We start from the raw sequence: 16,685 nt of genomic DNA on the forward strand, positions 1-16,685 counted from the left end.
GATGGCCGACCAGCTCCCGTACAAGCCGAAGCAGGGGGAGATCCCGACCGACCCCGGGGTGTACCGGTTCCGCGACCGCGACGGCCGCATCCTCTACGTCGGCAAGGCGAAGAGCCTGCGCGCGCGCCTGTCGAACTACTTCGCCCCGCTGCACACCCTGCACGAGCGCACCCGCCGCATGGTCACCACGGCGGCATCCGTCGAGTGGACCGTCGTCGGCAGCGACGTGGAGGCGCTGCAGCTGGAGTTCATGTGGATCCAGGAGTACAAGCCGCCGTTCAACGTGCGGTACAAGGACGACAAGTCCTACCCCTACCTGGCCGTCACGCTCGCGGACGAGGCGCCGCGGGTGATCGTGACCCGCAACCACCGGATCAAGGGCGCCAAGTACTTCGGCCCGTACCCGAAGGTGTGGGCGGTGCACGACACGATCGACCTGATGATCAAGGTGTTCCCGATCCGCACCTGCAGCGATGCGTCGTACAAGAAGGCGATGGCCACCGGGCGGCCGTGCTTCCCCGGTCAGATCGGGCGGTGCGGTGGGCCGTGCTCGATGAAGGTCACGATCGAGGAGCACCGCGCGATCGTGGACGACTTCGTCGCGTTCCTCTCCGGCGGCGACGAGCGGTTCCGTACCGAGCTCACGCGCCGGATGCGGGAATCCGCCGCCGCGCTGGACTACGAGGCCGCCGCCGAGTACCGAGACAAGCTGCAGTCGATCGACGCGGTCCTCAGCCGCAGCGCGCTCGTGCTGGCGCCGGACATGGACGCCGATCTGTTCGGCATCGCCGAGGACGAGCTGTCCGCCGCCGTGCAGCACTTCGTCGTCCGCGGCGGGCGGGTGCGCGGGGTGCGGGCGACCACGATCGAGAAGGAGCTGGACATCGCCGGCGGCGAGCTGGTCGACCAGGTGCTGCAGCGGGTCTACGGGGATGCCGCGGCCGCCGACATCCCGCGGCAGATCCTGGTGCCGCACCTGCCCGACGACGCCGCCGATCTGGAGGCCTGGCTGCGCGGAAGGCGGGGTCGGAACGTGGCGATCTCGGTCGCGCAGCGGGGCCGCAAGGCCGAGCTGATGAAGACGGCCACCCTGAACGCCCGGCAGGCGCTGATGCTGCACAAGACCCGCCGCACCAGCGACTACGTCGCCCGCACGCAGGCGCTCACCGATCTGCAGGAGGCGCTCGGCCTGGCCGAGGCGCCGCTGCGCATCGAGTGCTACGACATCTCCCACCTGGCCGGCACGAACGTGGTCGCCTCGATGGTGGTGTTCGAGGACGGCCTGCCCCGCAAGGACCAGTACCGTTCGTTCACGGTCGCCGAGACCACCGACGACACCGATTCGATGAACCAGGTGCTGACCCGGCGGCTGGCGCGGCTGGACGACCCGCGCGAGCAGGAGGACGCCGTCGCCGATGGCAGGAAGCGGCGGTTCTCGTACCCGCCGCAGCTGCTGGTGGTGGACGGCGGGCAGCCGCAGGTCGCGGCGGCCGCGCGCGCCCTGGCCGCGTCCGGACACTCCGAGATCGCGCTGTGCGGCATCGCCAAGCGGCTCGAGGAGGTGTGGCTGCCGGAACAGGACTACCCGGTGATCCTGCCGCGCACCTCCGAGGCGCTCTACCTGCTGCAGCGGCTGCGCGACGAGGCGCACCGCTTCGCCATCACGCATCAGCGCGCGCGCCGCAAGCGCGACATCACCACCGTGCTGGCCGAGGTGCCCGGCCTCGGACCGGCACGCATCCGCGCCCTGCTCCGCCATTTCGGCTCGGTCGCGGCCCTGCGCACGGCCACGCCGGACGAGATCACCCAGCTCCCCGGCATCGGGCCGACACTGGCCGAGGCGGTGCACGTGCACCTCGCGCAGACCGCGCGGGCCTCGGTAGGGTGGACTGGGACAGCGACGGGGGAATGATGGCGGATGGCGGCGATCGCGCGGGCAGCGAGATCCTGATCGTCACGGGCATGTCCGGCGCCGGCAGATCGACCGTCGCCAACGCGCTCGAGGACATGGGCTGGTACGTGGTCGACAACCTGCCGCCGCAGATGCTCAAGCCCCTGCTGGACCTGTCCGGGCTCGCCGCCAGTGCGCTCCCGCGGGTGGCCGCCGTCGTCGACGTGCGCGGCGGCAGCCTGTTCACCGACCTGCCCGAGGTCACCCGGGCCCTGCGCGGTGCGCGGGAGCAGCTGCGGGTGGTGTTCCTGGACGCCTCCGACGATGTGCTGGTGCGCCGCTACGAGGCGGTGCGCCGACCGCATCCGCTGCAGGGCGACGGCACGATCGTGGACGGCATCCGCCGCGAGCGGGAGCGGCTGGCCTCCATCCGCTCCAGCGCGGACGTGGTGATCGACACCACCGATCTGAACATCCATCAGCTGGCCACCCACGTGGTCGAGCTGTTCAGCGAACGCGGGACCGCCCGCCACTCGCTCACGATCCTCAGCTTCGGATTCAAGTACGGCCTGCCGGTGGACGCCGACATGGTGGTCGACATGCGGTTCCTGCCCAATCCGTACTGGGAGGACGAGCTGCGGGCCCTCACCGGCGAGGACGAGCGGGTCCGGGACTTCGTGCTGGCCCAGGAGGGGGCATCCGAGTTCCTGGACGCCTACACCGCGGTCCTGGTGCCCGTGCTGGCCGGCTACCAGCGGGAGAACAAGCGGCACAGCGTCGTGGCCATCGGCTGCACCGGGGGCAAGCACCGATCGGTCGTGATGGCCGGGGCGCTCAGCGAGCGGCTGGCCGAGGTTCCCGGCGTCGCCGTCCGCGTGCAGCACCGGGATCTGGGCCGGGAGTAGCCCGGTAGGCTGGGTGGCCGTCCCGATGTATCGATCGCCGCCTCGAGGAGTACCGTGCCGCTGACAGCCGATGTGAAGGCCGAGCTGATCGCTCTGCGGGATCCGCGACCCACCTCGCGGGTGGCCGAGCTGACCACTCTGCTGCGGTTCTCCGGGGGACTGCATTCGATCGCCAACCGGGTCGCGGTCGAGGCCGAGGTCGACTCCGAGCTGCTGGCCCGGCGGACGGCGCGCGAACTCGTCGACCTGTACGGCGTGCGGCCCGAGCTCGTGCAGGTGCAGGGATCCGGGTCGCCCTCGGGCGCCCGGTTCGCCGTCCGGGTGATCGAGGCCGGCGAGACGCTGGCCCGTCAGACCGGGCTGCTCGACCAGCGTCGGCGCGCGGTGCGCGGCCTGCCGAACAAGCTCACCACCGGATCGCGCCCCGACCTGGCCGCCGTGTGGCGGGGGGCCTTCCTGGCCTCGGGCAGCCTGAGCGACCCGGGCCGCTCGGCGGCGCTGGAGATCGCCTGCCCGTCGTCCGAGGCGGCGATGGCGCTGGTCGGCGCCGCGCACCGGCTCGGGGTGGCCGCCAAGGCGCGTGAGGTGCGCGGGGTGCCGAGGGTCGTGGTGCGCGACGGCGAGGCGATCCGCGTCGCGCTGGCAGCGATGGGGGCGCCGCGGGCGGCGGCCGCGTGGGATCAGCTGCGCGCCCGCCGTGAGGTGCGCGCCGGCGTGAACCGGCTGGTCAATTTCGACGACGCGAATCTGCGTCGCTCCGCACAGGCCGCGGTCGCCGCCTGCGCCCGCGTGGAGCGCGCCCTGGAGATCCTCGGCGACGACGTCCCCGAGCATCTGCAGCAGGCGGGGCGGCTGCGGCTGGCGCACCGCGACGCGAGCCTGGACGAGCTGGGCCACCACGCCGATCCGCCGCTGACGAAGGATGCCGTGGCCGGCCGGATCCGGCGGCTTCTGGCGATGGCGGACAAGAAGGCCGACACCGAGGGGATCCCGGGGACCGAGGCATCCGTCCCCGCCGGCGCAGAGGACTGAACCCCGCGTGAACCCGCGGTGATCGGGGAAGCAACGGCCCGCCGTGTGCGTTGCCGCTCAGTAGGATGAAGTTGTCACCCTCGCCGCGTCAGGGAGCGACACCGCTTCCGCATCGGCGCGACGCCGACAGGAAGAAGAGAACATGGCGAAGTACACGCTGCCCGACCTGCCCTACGACTACGCCGCGCTGGAGCCGCACATCAGCGGCAAGATCATGCAGCTCCACCACGACAAGCACCACCAGGCGTACGTGACCGGAGCCAACACCGCGCTGGACAAGCTCGCCGAGGCCCGCGACTCCGGCGACCTGGCCAACGTCAACCGCTTCGAGAAGGACCTCGCGTTCAACCTCGGCGGTCACGTCAACCACTCGATCTTCTGGACCAACCTGTCGCCGAACGGCGGCGGCCAGCCGGAGGGCGAGCTGAAGGCGGCCATCGACGAGTTCTTCGGCGGATTCGACAAGTTCCAGGCGCACTTCACCGCCGCCGCGACCGGCATCCAGGGCTCCGGCTGGGCCGTGCTCAGCTGGGACCCGATCGGCGCGCAGCTGATCATCCAGCAGCTGTTCGACCAGCAGGGAAACACCGCCCAGGGCACGATCCCGCTGTTCCAGCTGGACATGTGGGAGCACGCGTTCTACCTGGACTACCTGAACGTGAAGGCCGATTACGTCAAGGCGGTCTGGAACATCGCGAACTGGGAGAACGTCGCGGCTCGGTTCGAGGCCGCACGCGAGAAGACGGCGGGCCTGCTGGTACTGTCATAGCCAAGTGCGGCGTCCCGGCGGGATGACCGCTGGGACGCCGTTGTCCGTCCGTGAAGAATCAGCGCACTCGCGCTCAACACATCTGGGAGACATTCCGTGACCGTCAAGATCGGGATCAACGGCTTCGGCCGCATCGGACGCAATTTCCTCCGCGCAGCGCTCGCGCAGGGAGCTGACCTCGACATCGTCGCGGTCAACGACCTCACGGACAACAAGACGCTCGCGCACCTGCTGAAGTACGACTCCGTCGGCGGTCCGCTCGGCCAGGACGTGAGCTTCGACGGCGACGCGATCACCGTCGGCGGCAAGGCCATCAAGGTCTACGAGGAGCGCGACCCCGCGAACCTGCCGTGGGGCGAGCTGGGCGTGGACATCGTGATCGAGTCCACCGGCCGCTTCACGAAGGCCGCGGATGCCGGCAAGCACATCGCCGGCGGTGCGAAGAAGGTCATCATCTCGGCGCCGGGCACGGATGTGGACGGCACGTTCGTGATGGGCGTGAACGAGGACACCTACGACGCGGCCACGATGAACATCCTGTCCAACGCGTCCTGCACCACGAACTGCCTCGCCCCGCTGGCGAAGGTGTTCAACGACGCGTTCGGCATCGAGCGCGGCTTCATGATGACCGCTCACGCGTACACCGCCGACCAGAACCTGCAGGACGGCCCGCACAGCGACCTGCGTCGCGCACGCGCCGCCGCCATCAACATCGTCCCCGCCTCCACCGGCGCCGCCAAGGCGATCGGCCTGGTCCTGCCGGAGCTGAACGGCAAGCTCAGCGGCTCGTCGTACCGCGTGCCGGTGCCCACCGGATCGATCGTCGACCTGACCATCGTCACCGACCGCGAGGGCCTGACCGTCGACGAGGTCAACGCCGCCTACCGGACCGCCGCCGCAGACGGGCGTCTGAAGGGGTACCTGCAGTACACCGAGGACCCGATCGTCTCCAGCGACATCCAGCTCAACCCGCACTCCTCGGTGTTCGACGCCGAGCTGACGAACGTCAGCGGCAACCTGGTGAAGGTGTCCGGCTGGTACGACAACGAGTGGGGCTACTCCAACCGCCTGGTCGACCTGACCGAGTACGTCGCCGAGCGTCTCTGAGTCGTCATGCCGCTGCGCACCCTCGACACCCTTCCGGCGCGCGCAGGGGGTTCGCTCGCAGGCACGCGCGTCATCGTCCGCTGTGACCTGAACGTCCCCCTGCGGGACGGGGTCATCTCGGACGATGGCCGCGTGCGTGCGTCGCTGCCCACTCTCAACGCCCTCATCAACCAGGGCGCCCGCGTCGTCGTCTGCTCCCACCTCGGGCGCCCCGACGGCGCCCCGGATCCCGCGTTCAGCCTCGCCCCGGTCGCCCAGCGGCTGTCCGAGCTGCTCGGCAAGCCGGTCGCGTTCGCCCGCGACACCGTCGGCGAGTCCGCGCACGAGGCGGTCGCCGCTCTCGCCGACGGCGACGTGGCGGTGCTGGAGAACCTGCGCTTCGACCCGGGCGAGACCGCGAAGGACGACGCCGGGCGCCGGGAGTTCGCCGGCCGCCTGGCCGAACTCGGCGACGCGCTCGTCTCGGACGGCTTCGGCGTCGTGCACCGCAAGCAGGCCAGCGTCTACGAGCTGGCCGAGCTGCTCCCGTCCGCGGCCGGGCTGCTCATCGCCGCCGAGGTGGACGTGCTGGACCGCCTGACCGAACGGCCCGAGCGACCGTATGCCGTCGTGCTGGGCGGCTCGAAGGTCAGCGACAAGCTGGGCGTCATCGAGCACCTCCTGCCACGGGTGGACAAGCTGCTGGTCGGCGGGGGGATGATGTTCACGTTGCTGGCCGCCCAGGGCCACAAGGTCGGCAAGAGCCTGCTGGAGACAGACCAGCTGGACACCGTGCGCCGCTACATCGCCACGGCCCAGGAACGCGGGATCGAACTCGTGCTCCCGGTCGACGCGGTGGTCGCGGCATCCTTCGCCGCGGACGCCGATCACGTCGTGGCCGACGCGGACGCGCTCGAGGACACCCCGTTCGGCGCCGACGGGCTGGGGCTGGACATCGGCCCGCGGACCGCCGAGCAGTTCGCCGATGCCATCCGCAGCAGCACGACGGTCTTCTGGAACGGGCCGATGGGCGTGTTCGAGATGCCGGCGTTCGCCGCCGGCACCAAGACCATCGCGCAGGCGCTCACCGAGGTCGACGGGCTGTCCGTCGTCGGCGGGGGAGACTCCGCCGCGGCGGTGCGACAGCTCGGCTTCGCCGACGACCGGTTCGGGCACATCTCGACCGGCGGCGGCGCCAGCCTGGAATTCCTGGAGGGCAAACCACTGCCCGGACTGGAGGTGCTCGGATGGGCGCAGTGACCACCAACGGCCGCCGGCTGCCGCTGATCGCCGGCAACTGGAAGATGAACCTCGACCATCTGCAGGCGGTCGCCTTGGTGCAGAAGCTGCACTGGGCGCTGAAGGACGCCAAGCACGAGGCCGGCACGGTCGAACTGGCCGTCTTCCCGCCGTTCACCGACATCCGCACCGTGCAGACGCTGCTGGACGCCGACAAGATCCCGTTCTCGCTGGGGGCGCAGGACCTGTCCGCGCACGACTCCGGCGCCTACACGGGTGAGGTGTCCGGACAGTTCCTGGCCAAGCTGGACTGCCGGTACGTGATCATCGGCCACTCCGAGCGGCGCGCCTACCACCACGAGAGCGACGAGGTCGTGGCCGCGAAGGTCCAGGCCGCGCTGCGGCACGGTCTTGTGCCGGTGATCTGCGTGGGCGAGACCGCCGAGGACCTGGAGGAGCACGGCGCCAGCGCCGTGCCGGTCCGACAGCTGACGGCCGCACTGAACGGCGTGGCCGCCGGTGCCGACATCGTGGTGGCGTACGAGCCGGTCTGGGCGATCGGCTCGGGTCAGGCCGCCACTGCGGAGCAGGCGCAGGACGTGTGCGCCAAGCTGCGCGAGGTGACCGCCGCGGCGATCGGCGGCGACGCCGCCGACCGCACCCGGATCCTGTACGGCGGATCGGTGAAGTCCGGCAACATCGCCGGCTTCATGCGCGAGCCGGATGTGGACGGCGCCCTCGTCGGCGGCGCGAGCCTGGTGGTGGACGAGTTCGCGGCGATCGTGCGGTACCAGAAGCACGTCGGGGTGTGACATCCGCCGGGCCGACCGGCCCGGCGGACCCCCTCCCGTATACTTGACGTCTGTGCGACCGCCCGGTCGCGGCGAAAGGCCTGAAGCGTGGAAATCCTCGAGTTCGTCCTGCAGGTGGTGCTCGGCATCACGAGCCTCCTGCTGACGCTGCTGATCCTGCTGCACAAGGGACGCGGCGGCGGTCTGTCCGACATGTTCGGCGGCGGGATGAGCTCTTCGCTGGGATCGTCCGGCCTCGCCGAGCGCAACCTGAACCGCTTCACCGTCGTCCTCGCCCTCGCCTGGTTCGTGGCGATCGTGGCGCTGGGCCTGATCACGAAACTGCAGGGGATCTGACATGGCTGCCGGTGGGAGTGCTATTCGCGGGACCCGAGTGGGCGCAGGACCGATGGGCGAGCAGGACCACGGCTACCACGCCGAGCGGGTCGCGGTGTCGTATTGGGACGGACTGGGCAACGAGACGGTCCGGTACTTCGCCGCCGGGATCCCCGAGGAGGAGATCCCCGACACCATCGACTCGCCGCACTCCGGTCTGCCCGCGGGTCGAGACAAGGCCAACCCGCCGGCGATGACCAAGGCCGAGCCGTACAAGACCCACCTCGCCTACGTCAAGGAGCGGCGCACCGACGAAGAGGCCGAAGCGCTCCTCGACGACGCGCTCAAGCAGCTGCGCGAGCGCCGCGGACAGTAGCCCGGCGCGCGAGCCCCGTCTGTGGGCGCGAGGCCGTCAGTAGGAGCCGTCGATCAGCTCGGGCGGCACCGTGGCGGCGGCCGCCTCGTCGACGAAGAAGATGGTGCGTCGGCGACCCTTCGCCCCCGCTGCCGGGACGCTGTGATAGCTGGCTCCGGCCAGGGCCAGGCCCAGGGCCGACGCCTTGTCGGCGCCGGCCAGCACCAGCCACACCCGCTTGGACGAGTTGATCACCGGCCGGGTCAGCGTGATCCGCTCCGGCGGGGGCTTGGGGGAGTCGCGCACCGCCACCGCGGTGCGGTCGGTGATCCGGATCTCCGGGCGATCGGGGAACAGCGACGCGATGTGCCCGTCCGGTCCGACGCCGAGGAAGCAGATGTCGAACGAGGGCCAGGGGCCGGTGAGCAGCCCGGTCGCTGCGGTCGCGGTGGGGCCGTAGGCGGCCAGCTCGGCGGCGTACGCCTCGGCACCGGCATCCAGGTCCAGCCCCTGGTCGCTCGCGGCCATCCGGTGGATGTTGCCGGCCGGCAGCGCCAGCCGATCCAGGAGCGCCTCGTCGGCGCCGTGGTCGTTGCGGTCCGCGGAGCGCGCCGGCACGAACCGCTCGTCGCTCCACCAGAAGTGCACCCGCGACCAGTCGACCGCATCCCGCTCGGGGTGTGCGGCGACAGCCGCCAGGACGGCCGTTCCCATGCCGCCCCCGGTGAGGGAGACGTGCACGGTCTTGCCGGCGCGGGAGCGCTTGGCGACCCGGTCGACGAAACGCCGGGCCACCGCCGCGGCGAGGTCGTCCGTATCGGTCCGGACCACCACCCGCTTGTCCGCCCCGCTGTCAGACATCGTCCTCCCCGCCGTCGGCCTGCCGGAGCAGGCTCCACCCCTCGGTGATGACACGACCATACAGCAGGTCCGGATCGAGGCTGCGCAGCTCCTCGGCCAGGCACTCGCGCAGGGTCCGCCGGGGGAACGCCAGCTCGTGCGAGGGCTGCCCCGGCTGGGTCAGCACCGCCACACCCGGCTCGGGGCGTTCCAGCAGGGTGTCGCCGCCGGGCCGGACCAGCCGGACCGACTTGATGCCGCCGACCCACTCCTCCGGGCCCAGATACTCCCAGTCGACGGGCACGTCCAGGGCCAGGCGCAGCCAGGCGGCCAGGAAGGCCGTGGAGGGCGAGTCGGCCGCGCCGCGCACCTCGACCGCGGTGACCGGCTCGTACGGCGGCTGATCGAGCACCGCGGCGAGCTGCTCGCGCCAGTAGGTGACACGGGTCCACGCGAAGTCGGTGTCGCCGGGCGCGTAGTGTCCGCCGAGCCCGGCCACCCACCCCGCCGGATCCGGCTGGGTCGCCGCATCCGTGATCCGGCGCTGCGCGATCCGGCCGATCGAGGACCTCGACGGCTGCTTGGGGGTCTCGCGCGGCCACCAGGCGACCACGGGCGCGTCCGGCAGCAGCAGCCCGGTGACCAGGCTCTCCGAGTTGTTGCCGGCGGCGCCGTACGCGCGCAGCACGATCACCTCGCTGGCGCCGGCGTCGCCGCCGACGCGGATCTCGGCATCCAGCCGCGGTTCGGCATCGGCATCCGGGGCGTGCGGATCGCTCATCAGCACGATCACCCGCATCGGATGCTCGCGCGAGGCGTCGTTGGCGGCCTCGATGACCTCCTCTTCGGCGCCGTGCCGGATGAGGATGATGAGGGTCAGCACGCGGCCGAGGGCCACCGCACCGCCCTCTTCGCGGACGCTGACCAGCGACTTGGCGATCTTGCTGACGGTGGTGTCGGGCAGATCGATGATCATGGGCGCCTCCAGGTGCGGCCGTCGCGGGTGAGCAGGTCGTCGGCCGAGCGCGGACCCCAGCCGCCCGGCGTGTACTGCTCGAGCGGACCCGTCTGCGCGGCCCAGTAGTCCTCGATCGGGTCGAGGATCTTCCAGCTGAACTCGACCTCCTCGTGCCGGGGGAACAGCGGCGGGTCGCCCAGCAGCACATCCAGGATGAGCCGCTCGTACGCCTCGGGGCTGGCCTCGGTGAAGGCGTGCCCGTAGCCGAAGTCCATCGTCACGTCGCGCACCTGGGTGCCCGCACCGGGCACCTTCGAACCGAAGCGGATGGTGACCCCCTCATCCGGCTGCACCCGGATCACCAGCGCGTTCTGCCCCAGACCGGAGGTCTGGTTGCGGCTGAACAGGTGCTCGGGGGCCCGCTTGAACACGACCGCGATCTCGGTGACGCGGCGTCCCAGGCGCTTGCCGGTGCGCAGGTAGAACGGCACGTCCGCCCAGCGCCGGGTGTTGATGCCGACCTTGATGGCCGCGTAGGTCTCGGTGGTGGACTGCGGGTCCATCCCCTCCTCCTCGAGGAAGCTGCGGACCTGCTCGCCGCCCTGCCAGCCGCCGCCGTACTGGCCGCGGGCGGTGGCCAGGGACAGGTCGTCGGGGAGGGTGACGGCCGCCAGGACCTTCTCCTTCTCGGTCCGCAGGTCGCGGGCGTTGAACGAGATGGGCTCCTCCATCGCGGTCAGCGCGAGCAGCTGGAGCAGGTGGTTCTGGATGACGTCGCGCGCCGCGCCGATGCCGTCGTAGTAGCCGGCACGGCCGCCCACGCCGATGTCCTCGGCCATCGTGATCTGCACGTGGTCGACGTAGTTGCGGTTCCAGATGGGCTCGTACAGCTCGTTGGCGAAGCGCAGCGCCAGGATGTTCTGGACCGTCTCCTTGCCCAGGTAGTGGTCGATGCGGAAGATCGAGTCGGCCGGGAAGGCGCTGCGCAGCGCGCTGTTCAGCTCGCGGGCCGAGGCCAGATCGTGCCCGAACGGCTTCTCGATCACCACGCGTCGCCAGCGATCGGGCTGATCGGCGGTGTCATCGACCAGGCCCGAGCTCTTCAGCTGCTCGGCGACCACGGCGAACGCGCGCGGCGGGATCGACAGGTAGTACGCGTGGTTGCCCATCGTGCCGCGCTCCACGTCCAGCTTCTCGACGGTCTCGCGCAGGCGCCGGAACGCCTCCGGGTCGTCGAACTCGCCGGACACGAACCGGATCCCGGCCAGCAGCTGCTTCCAGGTCTCCTCGCGGAACTCCGTCCGCGCGTTCGCCTTCACGGCGTCGTACACGACACGGGCGAAGTCCTGATCCTCCCAGTCGCGGCGGGCGAAGCCGACGAGGGCGAACCCCGGCGGCAGCAGGCCGCGGTTGGCCAGGTCGTAGACGGCCGGCATCAGCTTCTTGCGGGACAGGTCGCCGGTGACGCCGAAGATCACCAGGGCGCTGGGGCCGGCGATGCGGTGCAGACGGCGATCATCCGGGTCGCGCAGCGGATTGTGGTCCCGCGTGATCTCCACGGTCATGGATCGGTGGCCTCCTATTGGGCGGCTTCGAAGAGCGAGAGCACCTCGGCCTGCGGATCGGTCAGGGTGAGGGTGACCACCGGTCGCCCGTGCGCGGCGAGCACGGAGGCATCGCCGGCGGCCTGTGCGTCGATGAGCTGTCCGAACGTGAACGGGCGGCCCGGGATCTGCACGTCGACCTCGGTGCGCTCGGTGATCTGCAGGAACACGCCGGTGGCCGGCCCGCCCTTGTGGTACTGCCCGGTGGAGTGCAGGAAGCGCGGTCCCCAGCCGAAGGTGGCGGGGCGTCCCGAATCGGCCGCGACCATCTCGCGCAGTCCGCGCAGCTCGGGCAGACGCAGGCGGTCGACGTATGCCTGCACCGCCACATACCCGTCGGGGCCGAGCCGGGACCACAGCGCGTCCAGCACCCCCGCGATCGTGCCCGATGCCGCCAGCGCGGGATCGGTGACCCGCACCTCGACGCCGTCGACCACGAACGCCGGGGCGGACGGTGCCGGGCGGCGCTCCAGCAGCGCCCGGGTCGCGGCCTTGGCGGATTCCACATCGGGCTGATCGAACGGATCGATCCCCAGCATCCGCCCCGCCACGGCGGTGGCGAACTCCCACACCACGAACTGGCCGCCGAGCGACCCGCTGACCAGGATCTCGCCCTCATGGCGGTCGAACAGGTGGAACTCGTCGGCCTCGTCGACCAGACGCAGGATCTGCAGGTCGTCCGGCCGCGTGTCCAGCTCGGGCGAGACCGACAGCAGGACGACGGGCAGGATGCCGGTGCCGTCCTTTCCGGTGGACTCGGCCAGCAGCTGCTCGATCCAGTCCTCCAGGCCCTCGATGTGCGTGCCGTCCGAGATCAGCCCGAGCTTGTCGCGCCGCGGCGAGCCGCCTGCGATGGCGGCCGCCAGGACCAGCGCCGGATTCTCCGGGCTGTCGATCGCGACCTCCAGCAGGGTCGCATCGGCCTCGTCCAGCAGCTCGCCCAGGTCGGCGCCGGCAAGGCCCGCCGGGACGAGCCCGAACGCGGTCAGGGCCGAGTAGCGGCCGCCGACGGTCGGGTCGGCGCGGAAGACCCGGTACCCGTTCGCGGTCGCCGAGCGGTCCAGCGGCGAGTCGGGGTCGGTGACCACCACGATGCGCTCGGCGGGGTCGATCCCGAGGTCGCGGAACGCCGCCTCGAACGCCCGCTGTGCGGCATCCGTCTCCACCGTGGTCCCGGACTTGGACGAGACCACCAGCACCGTCTGGGCCAGCGTGCCCTGGTCGTCCCCGTCCAGCGCGGCCAGCACCTGCCCGGGCGCGGTCGCATCCAGGATCGTCAGGGGGACCGAGGCCGTGCGGGCGATGAGCTCGGGCGCCAGCGACGAGCCGCCCATGCCGGCCAGCACCACGCGGGTCAGTCCCTTGGCGCGGTGCTCGGCCCGCAGACCGGCGATCTCGTCGACCAGCGGGCGCGAGACCGAGACCGCCTGCACCCAGCCGAGGCGACGGGATGCCTCGGCCTCGGCGTCCGCGCCCCACAGCGTGGGGTCCTGTGCGGTGATGCCGGAGGCGACGAGGCTGCCGACGAGCTCGGTCAGGGTCTCGTCGACGACCGCCTTGACGTGCCCGCTGACGCGGATGTCGAAACTCACCGGGCGTCGTCCTGCGCGTCCGACAGCGCCTGTGAGACGGTGTCCTGCAGTTCGTGCCAGGACACGACGAACTTCTCCACGCCCTCGTCCTCCAGGACCTGGGTGACGTCGTCGAAGTCGACACCGACCGAGGCGAGGCCGTCGATCACGCCGTGGGCGTCCGCGTAGTTGACGGTGACGGCGTCGCCGCCGATCACTCCGTGGTCGTACACCGCCTCGAGCGTCTTCTCCGGCATCGTGTTCACGGTGCCGGGCGCGACCAGCTCGGTGACGTACAGCGTGTCCGGCAGGGCCGGGTCCTTGACCCCGGTCGAGGCCCACAGGGGACGCTGCAGACGAGCCCCGGCCTGCAGCAGCGCCGTGGCCCGCTCGCCGGCGAACGTCTGCTCGAACAGCTCGTAGGCCAGACGGGCGTTCGCGATCCCCGCCTTCGAGCGCAGGGCGGCCGCGGCATCCGTGCCGATGGCGGCGAGCCGCTTGTCGACCTCGGTGTCCACGCGGGACACGAAGAACGACGCGACCGAGAAGATCTGCGACAGGTCGCGGCCGGCCGCCCGCGCCTGCTCGAGACCGGCCAGGTAGGCGTCGATGACCTCGGCGTAGCGGGCGAGCGAGAAGATCAGGGTCACGTTCACCGAGATGCCGGCGGCGATCGTCTGCGTGATCGCCTCGAGGCCGGCCTTGGTGGCGGGGATCTTGATGTAGGCGTTCGGCCGGTCGACGGCCTGCGCCAGCTGCGCGGCCTGCGCGATGGTGGCGGCGGTGTCGTGCGCGACCTCGGGCGAGACCTCGATCGACACGCGCCCGTCCGTCCCGTCGGTCGCGTCGTACACCGGCCGCATGATCCCGCAGGCGTCGCGCACGTCGGTGGTGGTGATCTGGAAGATCGCCTCGTCGGCAGACGCGCCGTCGGCGGCGAGCTGGGCGATCTGCTCCTGGTAGCCCTCGCCGTGGCTGATGGCGTTCGCGAAGATCGTCGGGTTGGTGGTGATGCCGACGACATTGCGGTTGACGATCAGGTCGGCCAGGTTGCCGGTGGTGATGCGGCGGCGGGCGAGGTCGTCGAGCCAGATGCTGACGCCCTGGTCGGACAGCTGCTGGGTGGGAGTGGTCATGCGTTCTCCTTGATGGTCTCGCGTGCCGCCTCGACGACGGCGTCGGCGGTGATGCCGAACTTCTCGAACAGGGTCTTGTAGTCGGCGGATGCGCCGAAGTGCTCGATGGAGACCGAGCGCCCGCGGTCGCCGACGATTCCGCGCCAGGTCAGCGCGATGCCGGCCTCGACCGATACCCGCGCGGTGACCGCCGCGGGCAGCACGCTCTCGCGGTACGCCGCGTCCTGCTCGGCGAACCACTCCAGCGACGGAGCGGACACGACCCGCACCGCCACGCCCTCGGCCTGCAGCCGCTCGCGGGCAGCGATCGCCAGCTGCACCTCGGAGCCGGTGCCGATGATGATGACATCCGGCGCGCCGCCGGCCGCCTCGGCCAGGATGTAGGCGCCCCGGGCCGTGTGGGCCGCCGACGCGAGCACCTCACCCGATGCCTCGCCCTCGCCGCGCTCGAACGTGGGCACGTTCTGGCGGGTCAGCGCGATGCCGGCCGGGCCGCCGTGCCGGCGCAGGATCTCCAGCCACGCGTGCGCGGTCTCGTTCGCGTCGGCGGGGCGGACCACGGTCAGGTTCGGGATCGCCCGCAGCGCGGCGAGCTGCTCGATCGGCTGGTGCGTGGGACCGTCCTCGCCGAGGGCGACCGAGTCGTGCGTCCACACGAACGTCGACGGGATGTCCATCAGCGCGGCCAGGCGGACGGCCGGGCGCATGTAGTCCGAGAAGATCAGGAACGTGCCGCCGAAGGCGCGAGTCGGCCCGTGCAGCGTGATGCCGTTCAGGATGGCGACCATCGCGTGCTCGCGGATGCCGAAGTGCAGCACCCGGCCGTGCGGGTTCGCGGTCCACTCATGCGTGGACCATTCGGTCGGGTTGAACGATCCGCCGTCGGCGATGGTGGTGTTGTTCGACTCGGCGAGGTCGGCCGAGCCGCCCCACAGCTCGGGCAGCGCGCCGGCGAGGGCGTTGATCACCTTTCCGGAGGCGGCGCGGGTGGAGACATCCGCGCCGGCCTCGAACACGGGCAGCACGGAGGCGATGTCCGCCGGCAGCTCGTGCGCCTCGAGGCGGTCCAGCAGCGCCTTGCGCTCGGGATTGGCCGCCGCCCACGAGTCGAACGACTCCTGCCACTCCCGGTGCGCGGCCGCGCCGCGCTCGCCGAGTTCGCGGGTGTGGTCCAGCACGCCGTCGGGCAGGTCGAAGCTGCGCTCGGGGTCGAAGCCGAGCACCTTCTTGGTGGCGGCGACCTCATCGGCGCCGAGGGCCGAGCCGTGGATCTTGCCGGTGTTCTGCTTGCCCGGGCTCGGCCAGCCGATGATCGTCTTCAGCACGATGATGGACGGGCGATCGCTCTCGCCCTTCGCCGCCTCGATGGCCGCGTGCAGCTCGTGCACGTCCTCGACGTACTGGCCGGTCTTCTTCCAGTCCACCGTCTGCACGTGCCAGCCGTAGGCCTCGTACCGGGCGGCGACGTCCTCGGTGAACGCCACGTTCGTGTCGTCCTCGATCGAGATCTGGTTGGCGTCGTAGATCACCACGAGGTTGCCCAGCTGCTGGTGCCCGGCCAGCGACGACGCCTCGCTGGTCACGCCCTCCTGCAGGTCGCCATCCGAGGCGATGACGTAGACGAAGTGGTCGAACGGCGAGGTGCCGGCCGCGGCTTCCGGGTCGAACAGCCCGCGCTCGTAGCGTGCGGCGTACGCGAACCCGACCGCCGAGGACAGGCCCTGGCCAAGCGGACCGGTGGTGATCTCCACGCCCTTGGTGTGCCGGTACTCGGGGTGCCCCGGGGTCAGCGACCCCCAGGTGCGCAGCGATTCCAGGTCTTCCAGCTCGAGGCCGAAGCCGCCCAGGAACAGCTGGATGTACTGGGTGAGCGAGGAGTGGCCGCAGGACAGGACGAAGCGGTCGCGCCCGATCCAGTGCGTGTCGGCCGGGTCATGGCGCATGACGCGCTGGTAGAGCAGATAGGCGGCCGGCGCCAGGCTCATCGCGGTGCCCGGGTGGCCGTTGCCCACCTTCTGCACCGCATCGGCGGCGAGGACACGCACGGTGTCCACTGCACGCTCATCGATCTCTTCCCAACGCAGTTCCGACACGGGGCCGCCTTTCAACAGGTAGGGGCGCCCGGCGACCGGTGAGCGAGAACGTCGCCACGGCAGGGATTCGGCGCAGGGC

The 16,685-nt window shown here is 71.1% G+C and carries 15 protein-coding genes; 9 read left to right on the forward strand and 6 right to left on the reverse strand.

The window, feature by feature from the left end:
* Position 1 precedes the first annotated feature (1 nt).
* From uvrC to AC0L6F_RS00805, 9 genes are all read left to right on the forward strand, one after another.
* Positions 2 to 1,912, forward strand: a complete 1,911-nt coding sequence (uvrC, locus tag AC0L6F_RS00765) for an excinuclease ABC subunit UvrC (protein ID WP_473538841.1) — start codon at positions 2 to 4, stop codon at positions 1,910 to 1,912.
* A complete protein-coding gene (gene rapZ, locus AC0L6F_RS00770) occupies positions 1,912 to 2,796 on the forward strand; it encodes an RNase adapter RapZ (RefSeq protein ID WP_473539920.1) in 885 nt (294 codons plus the stop codon). The genes uvrC and rapZ overlap by 1 nt, the downstream gene beginning before the upstream one ends.
* Positions 2,797 to 2,850: 54 nt before the next feature.
* Entirely contained in the window at positions 2,851 to 3,828 is a 978-nt protein-coding gene (whiA, locus tag AC0L6F_RS00775) for a DNA-binding protein WhiA (RefSeq protein ID WP_473538842.1), read from the forward strand.
* Between the two features lie 142 nt (positions 3,829 to 3,970).
* The gene (locus AC0L6F_RS00780) at positions 3,971 to 4,597 is read left to right on the forward strand and encodes a superoxide dismutase (protein ID WP_259611788.1); all 627 of its coding nucleotides are present in this window, start codon (positions 3,971 to 3,973) and stop codon (positions 4,595 to 4,597) included.
* Positions 4,598 to 4,693: 96 nt separating this feature from the next.
* Positions 4,694 to 5,704 (forward strand): type I glyceraldehyde-3-phosphate dehydrogenase, encoded by a 1,011-nt coding sequence (gap, locus tag AC0L6F_RS00785; protein ID WP_473538843.1) that lies wholly within the window; start codon positions 4,694 to 4,696, stop codon positions 5,702 to 5,704.
* 6 nt (positions 5,705 to 5,710) lie between these two features.
* Positions 5,711 to 6,943, forward strand: a complete 1,233-nt coding sequence (locus AC0L6F_RS00790; protein ID WP_473538844.1) for a phosphoglycerate kinase — start codon at positions 5,711 to 5,713, stop codon at positions 6,941 to 6,943.
* Positions 6,931 to 7,734: a triose-phosphate isomerase gene (tpiA, locus tag AC0L6F_RS00795; RefSeq protein ID WP_473538845.1), complete on the forward strand. Its 804-nt coding sequence runs from the start codon at positions 6,931 to 6,933 to the stop codon at positions 7,732 to 7,734. Before AC0L6F_RS00790 ends, tpiA begins: the two co-directional genes overlap by 13 nt.
* Positions 7,735 to 7,821: 87 nt before the next feature.
* The gene (gene secG, locus AC0L6F_RS00800; RefSeq protein ID WP_259611791.1) at positions 7,822 to 8,070 is read left to right on the forward strand and encodes a preprotein translocase subunit SecG; all 249 of its coding nucleotides are present in this window, start codon (positions 7,822 to 7,824) and stop codon (positions 8,068 to 8,070) included.
* 1 nt (position 8,071) lies between these two features.
* Positions 8,072 to 8,425 (forward strand): RNA polymerase-binding protein RbpA, encoded by a 354-nt coding sequence (locus AC0L6F_RS00805; RefSeq protein WP_274635746.1) that lies wholly within the window; start codon positions 8,072 to 8,074, stop codon positions 8,423 to 8,425.
* Positions 8,426 to 8,461: 36 nt separating this feature from the next.
* On the opposite strand, the gene pgl is transcribed toward AC0L6F_RS00805, so the two are convergent.
* The 6 genes from pgl to tkt are packed head-to-tail and all read right to left on the reverse strand — an operon-like array spanning position 8,462 to position 16,606.
* Positions 8,462 to 9,265, reverse strand: a complete 804-nt coding sequence (gene pgl / locus AC0L6F_RS00810; protein WP_473538846.1) for a 6-phosphogluconolactonase — start codon at positions 9,263 to 9,265, stop codon at positions 8,462 to 8,464.
* Entirely contained in the window at positions 9,258 to 10,220 is a 963-nt protein-coding gene (locus tag AC0L6F_RS00815) for a glucose-6-phosphate dehydrogenase assembly protein OpcA (RefSeq protein WP_274635744.1), read from the reverse strand. Before AC0L6F_RS00815 ends, pgl begins: the two co-directional genes overlap by 8 nt.
* Positions 10,217 to 11,767 (reverse strand): glucose-6-phosphate dehydrogenase, encoded by a 1,551-nt coding sequence (zwf, locus tag AC0L6F_RS00820; protein ID WP_274635743.1) that lies wholly within the window; start codon positions 11,765 to 11,767, stop codon positions 10,217 to 10,219. Before zwf ends, AC0L6F_RS00815 begins: the two co-directional genes overlap by 4 nt.
* A gap of 14 nt (positions 11,768 to 11,781) precedes the next feature.
* Positions 11,782 to 13,398, reverse strand: coding sequence for a glucose-6-phosphate isomerase (locus tag AC0L6F_RS00825; RefSeq protein WP_473538847.1), 1,617 nt, complete (start codon positions 13,396 to 13,398; stop codon positions 11,782 to 11,784).
* Positions 13,395 to 14,513, reverse strand: coding sequence for a transaldolase (tal, locus tag AC0L6F_RS00830; protein ID WP_473538848.1), 1,119 nt, complete (start codon positions 14,511 to 14,513; stop codon positions 13,395 to 13,397). Before tal ends, AC0L6F_RS00825 begins: the two co-directional genes overlap by 4 nt.
* Positions 14,510 to 16,606, reverse strand: a complete 2,097-nt coding sequence (gene tkt, locus AC0L6F_RS00835) for a transketolase (protein ID WP_473538849.1) — start codon at positions 16,604 to 16,606, stop codon at positions 14,510 to 14,512. Before tkt ends, tal begins: the two co-directional genes overlap by 4 nt.
* Between the last annotated feature and the right edge of the window lie 79 nt (positions 16,607 to 16,685).

This window comes from Microbacterium sp. G2-16M (assembly GCF_055809115.1).

Coding starts and splice junctions, on each gene's coding strand:
- uvrC (WP_473538841.1), top strand. CDS start 2: ATGGCCGACCAGCTCCCGTACAAGCCGAAGCAGGGGGAGATCCCGACC.
- rapZ (WP_473539920.1), top strand. CDS start 1,912: ATGGCGGATGGCGGCGATCGCGCGGGCAGCGAGATCCTGATCGTCACG.
- AC0L6F_RS00780 (WP_259611788.1), top strand. CDS start 3,971: ATGGCGAAGTACACGCTGCCCGACCTGCCCTACGACTACGCCGCGCTG.
- AC0L6F_RS00790 (WP_473538844.1), top strand. CDS start 5,711: ATGCCGCTGCGCACCCTCGACACCCTTCCGGCGCGCGCAGGGGGTTCG.
- tpiA (WP_473538845.1), top strand. CDS start 6,931: ATGGGCGCAGTGACCACCAACGGCCGCCGGCTGCCGCTGATCGCCGGC.
- AC0L6F_RS00805 (WP_274635746.1), top strand. CDS start 8,072: ATGGCTGCCGGTGGGAGTGCTATTCGCGGGACCCGAGTGGGCGCAGGA.
- pgl (WP_473538846.1), bottom strand. CDS start 9,265: ATGTCTGACAGCGGGGCGGACAAGCGGGTGGTGGTCCGGACCGATACG.
- AC0L6F_RS00815 (WP_274635744.1), bottom strand. CDS start 10,220: ATGATCATCGATCTGCCCGACACCACCGTCAGCAAGATCGCCAAGTCG.
- zwf (WP_274635743.1), bottom strand. CDS start 11,767: ATGACCGTGGAGATCACGCGGGACCACAATCCGCTGCGCGACCCGGAT.
- tal (WP_473538848.1), bottom strand. CDS start 14,513: ATGACCACTCCCACCCAGCAGCTGTCCGACCAGGGCGTCAGCATCTGG.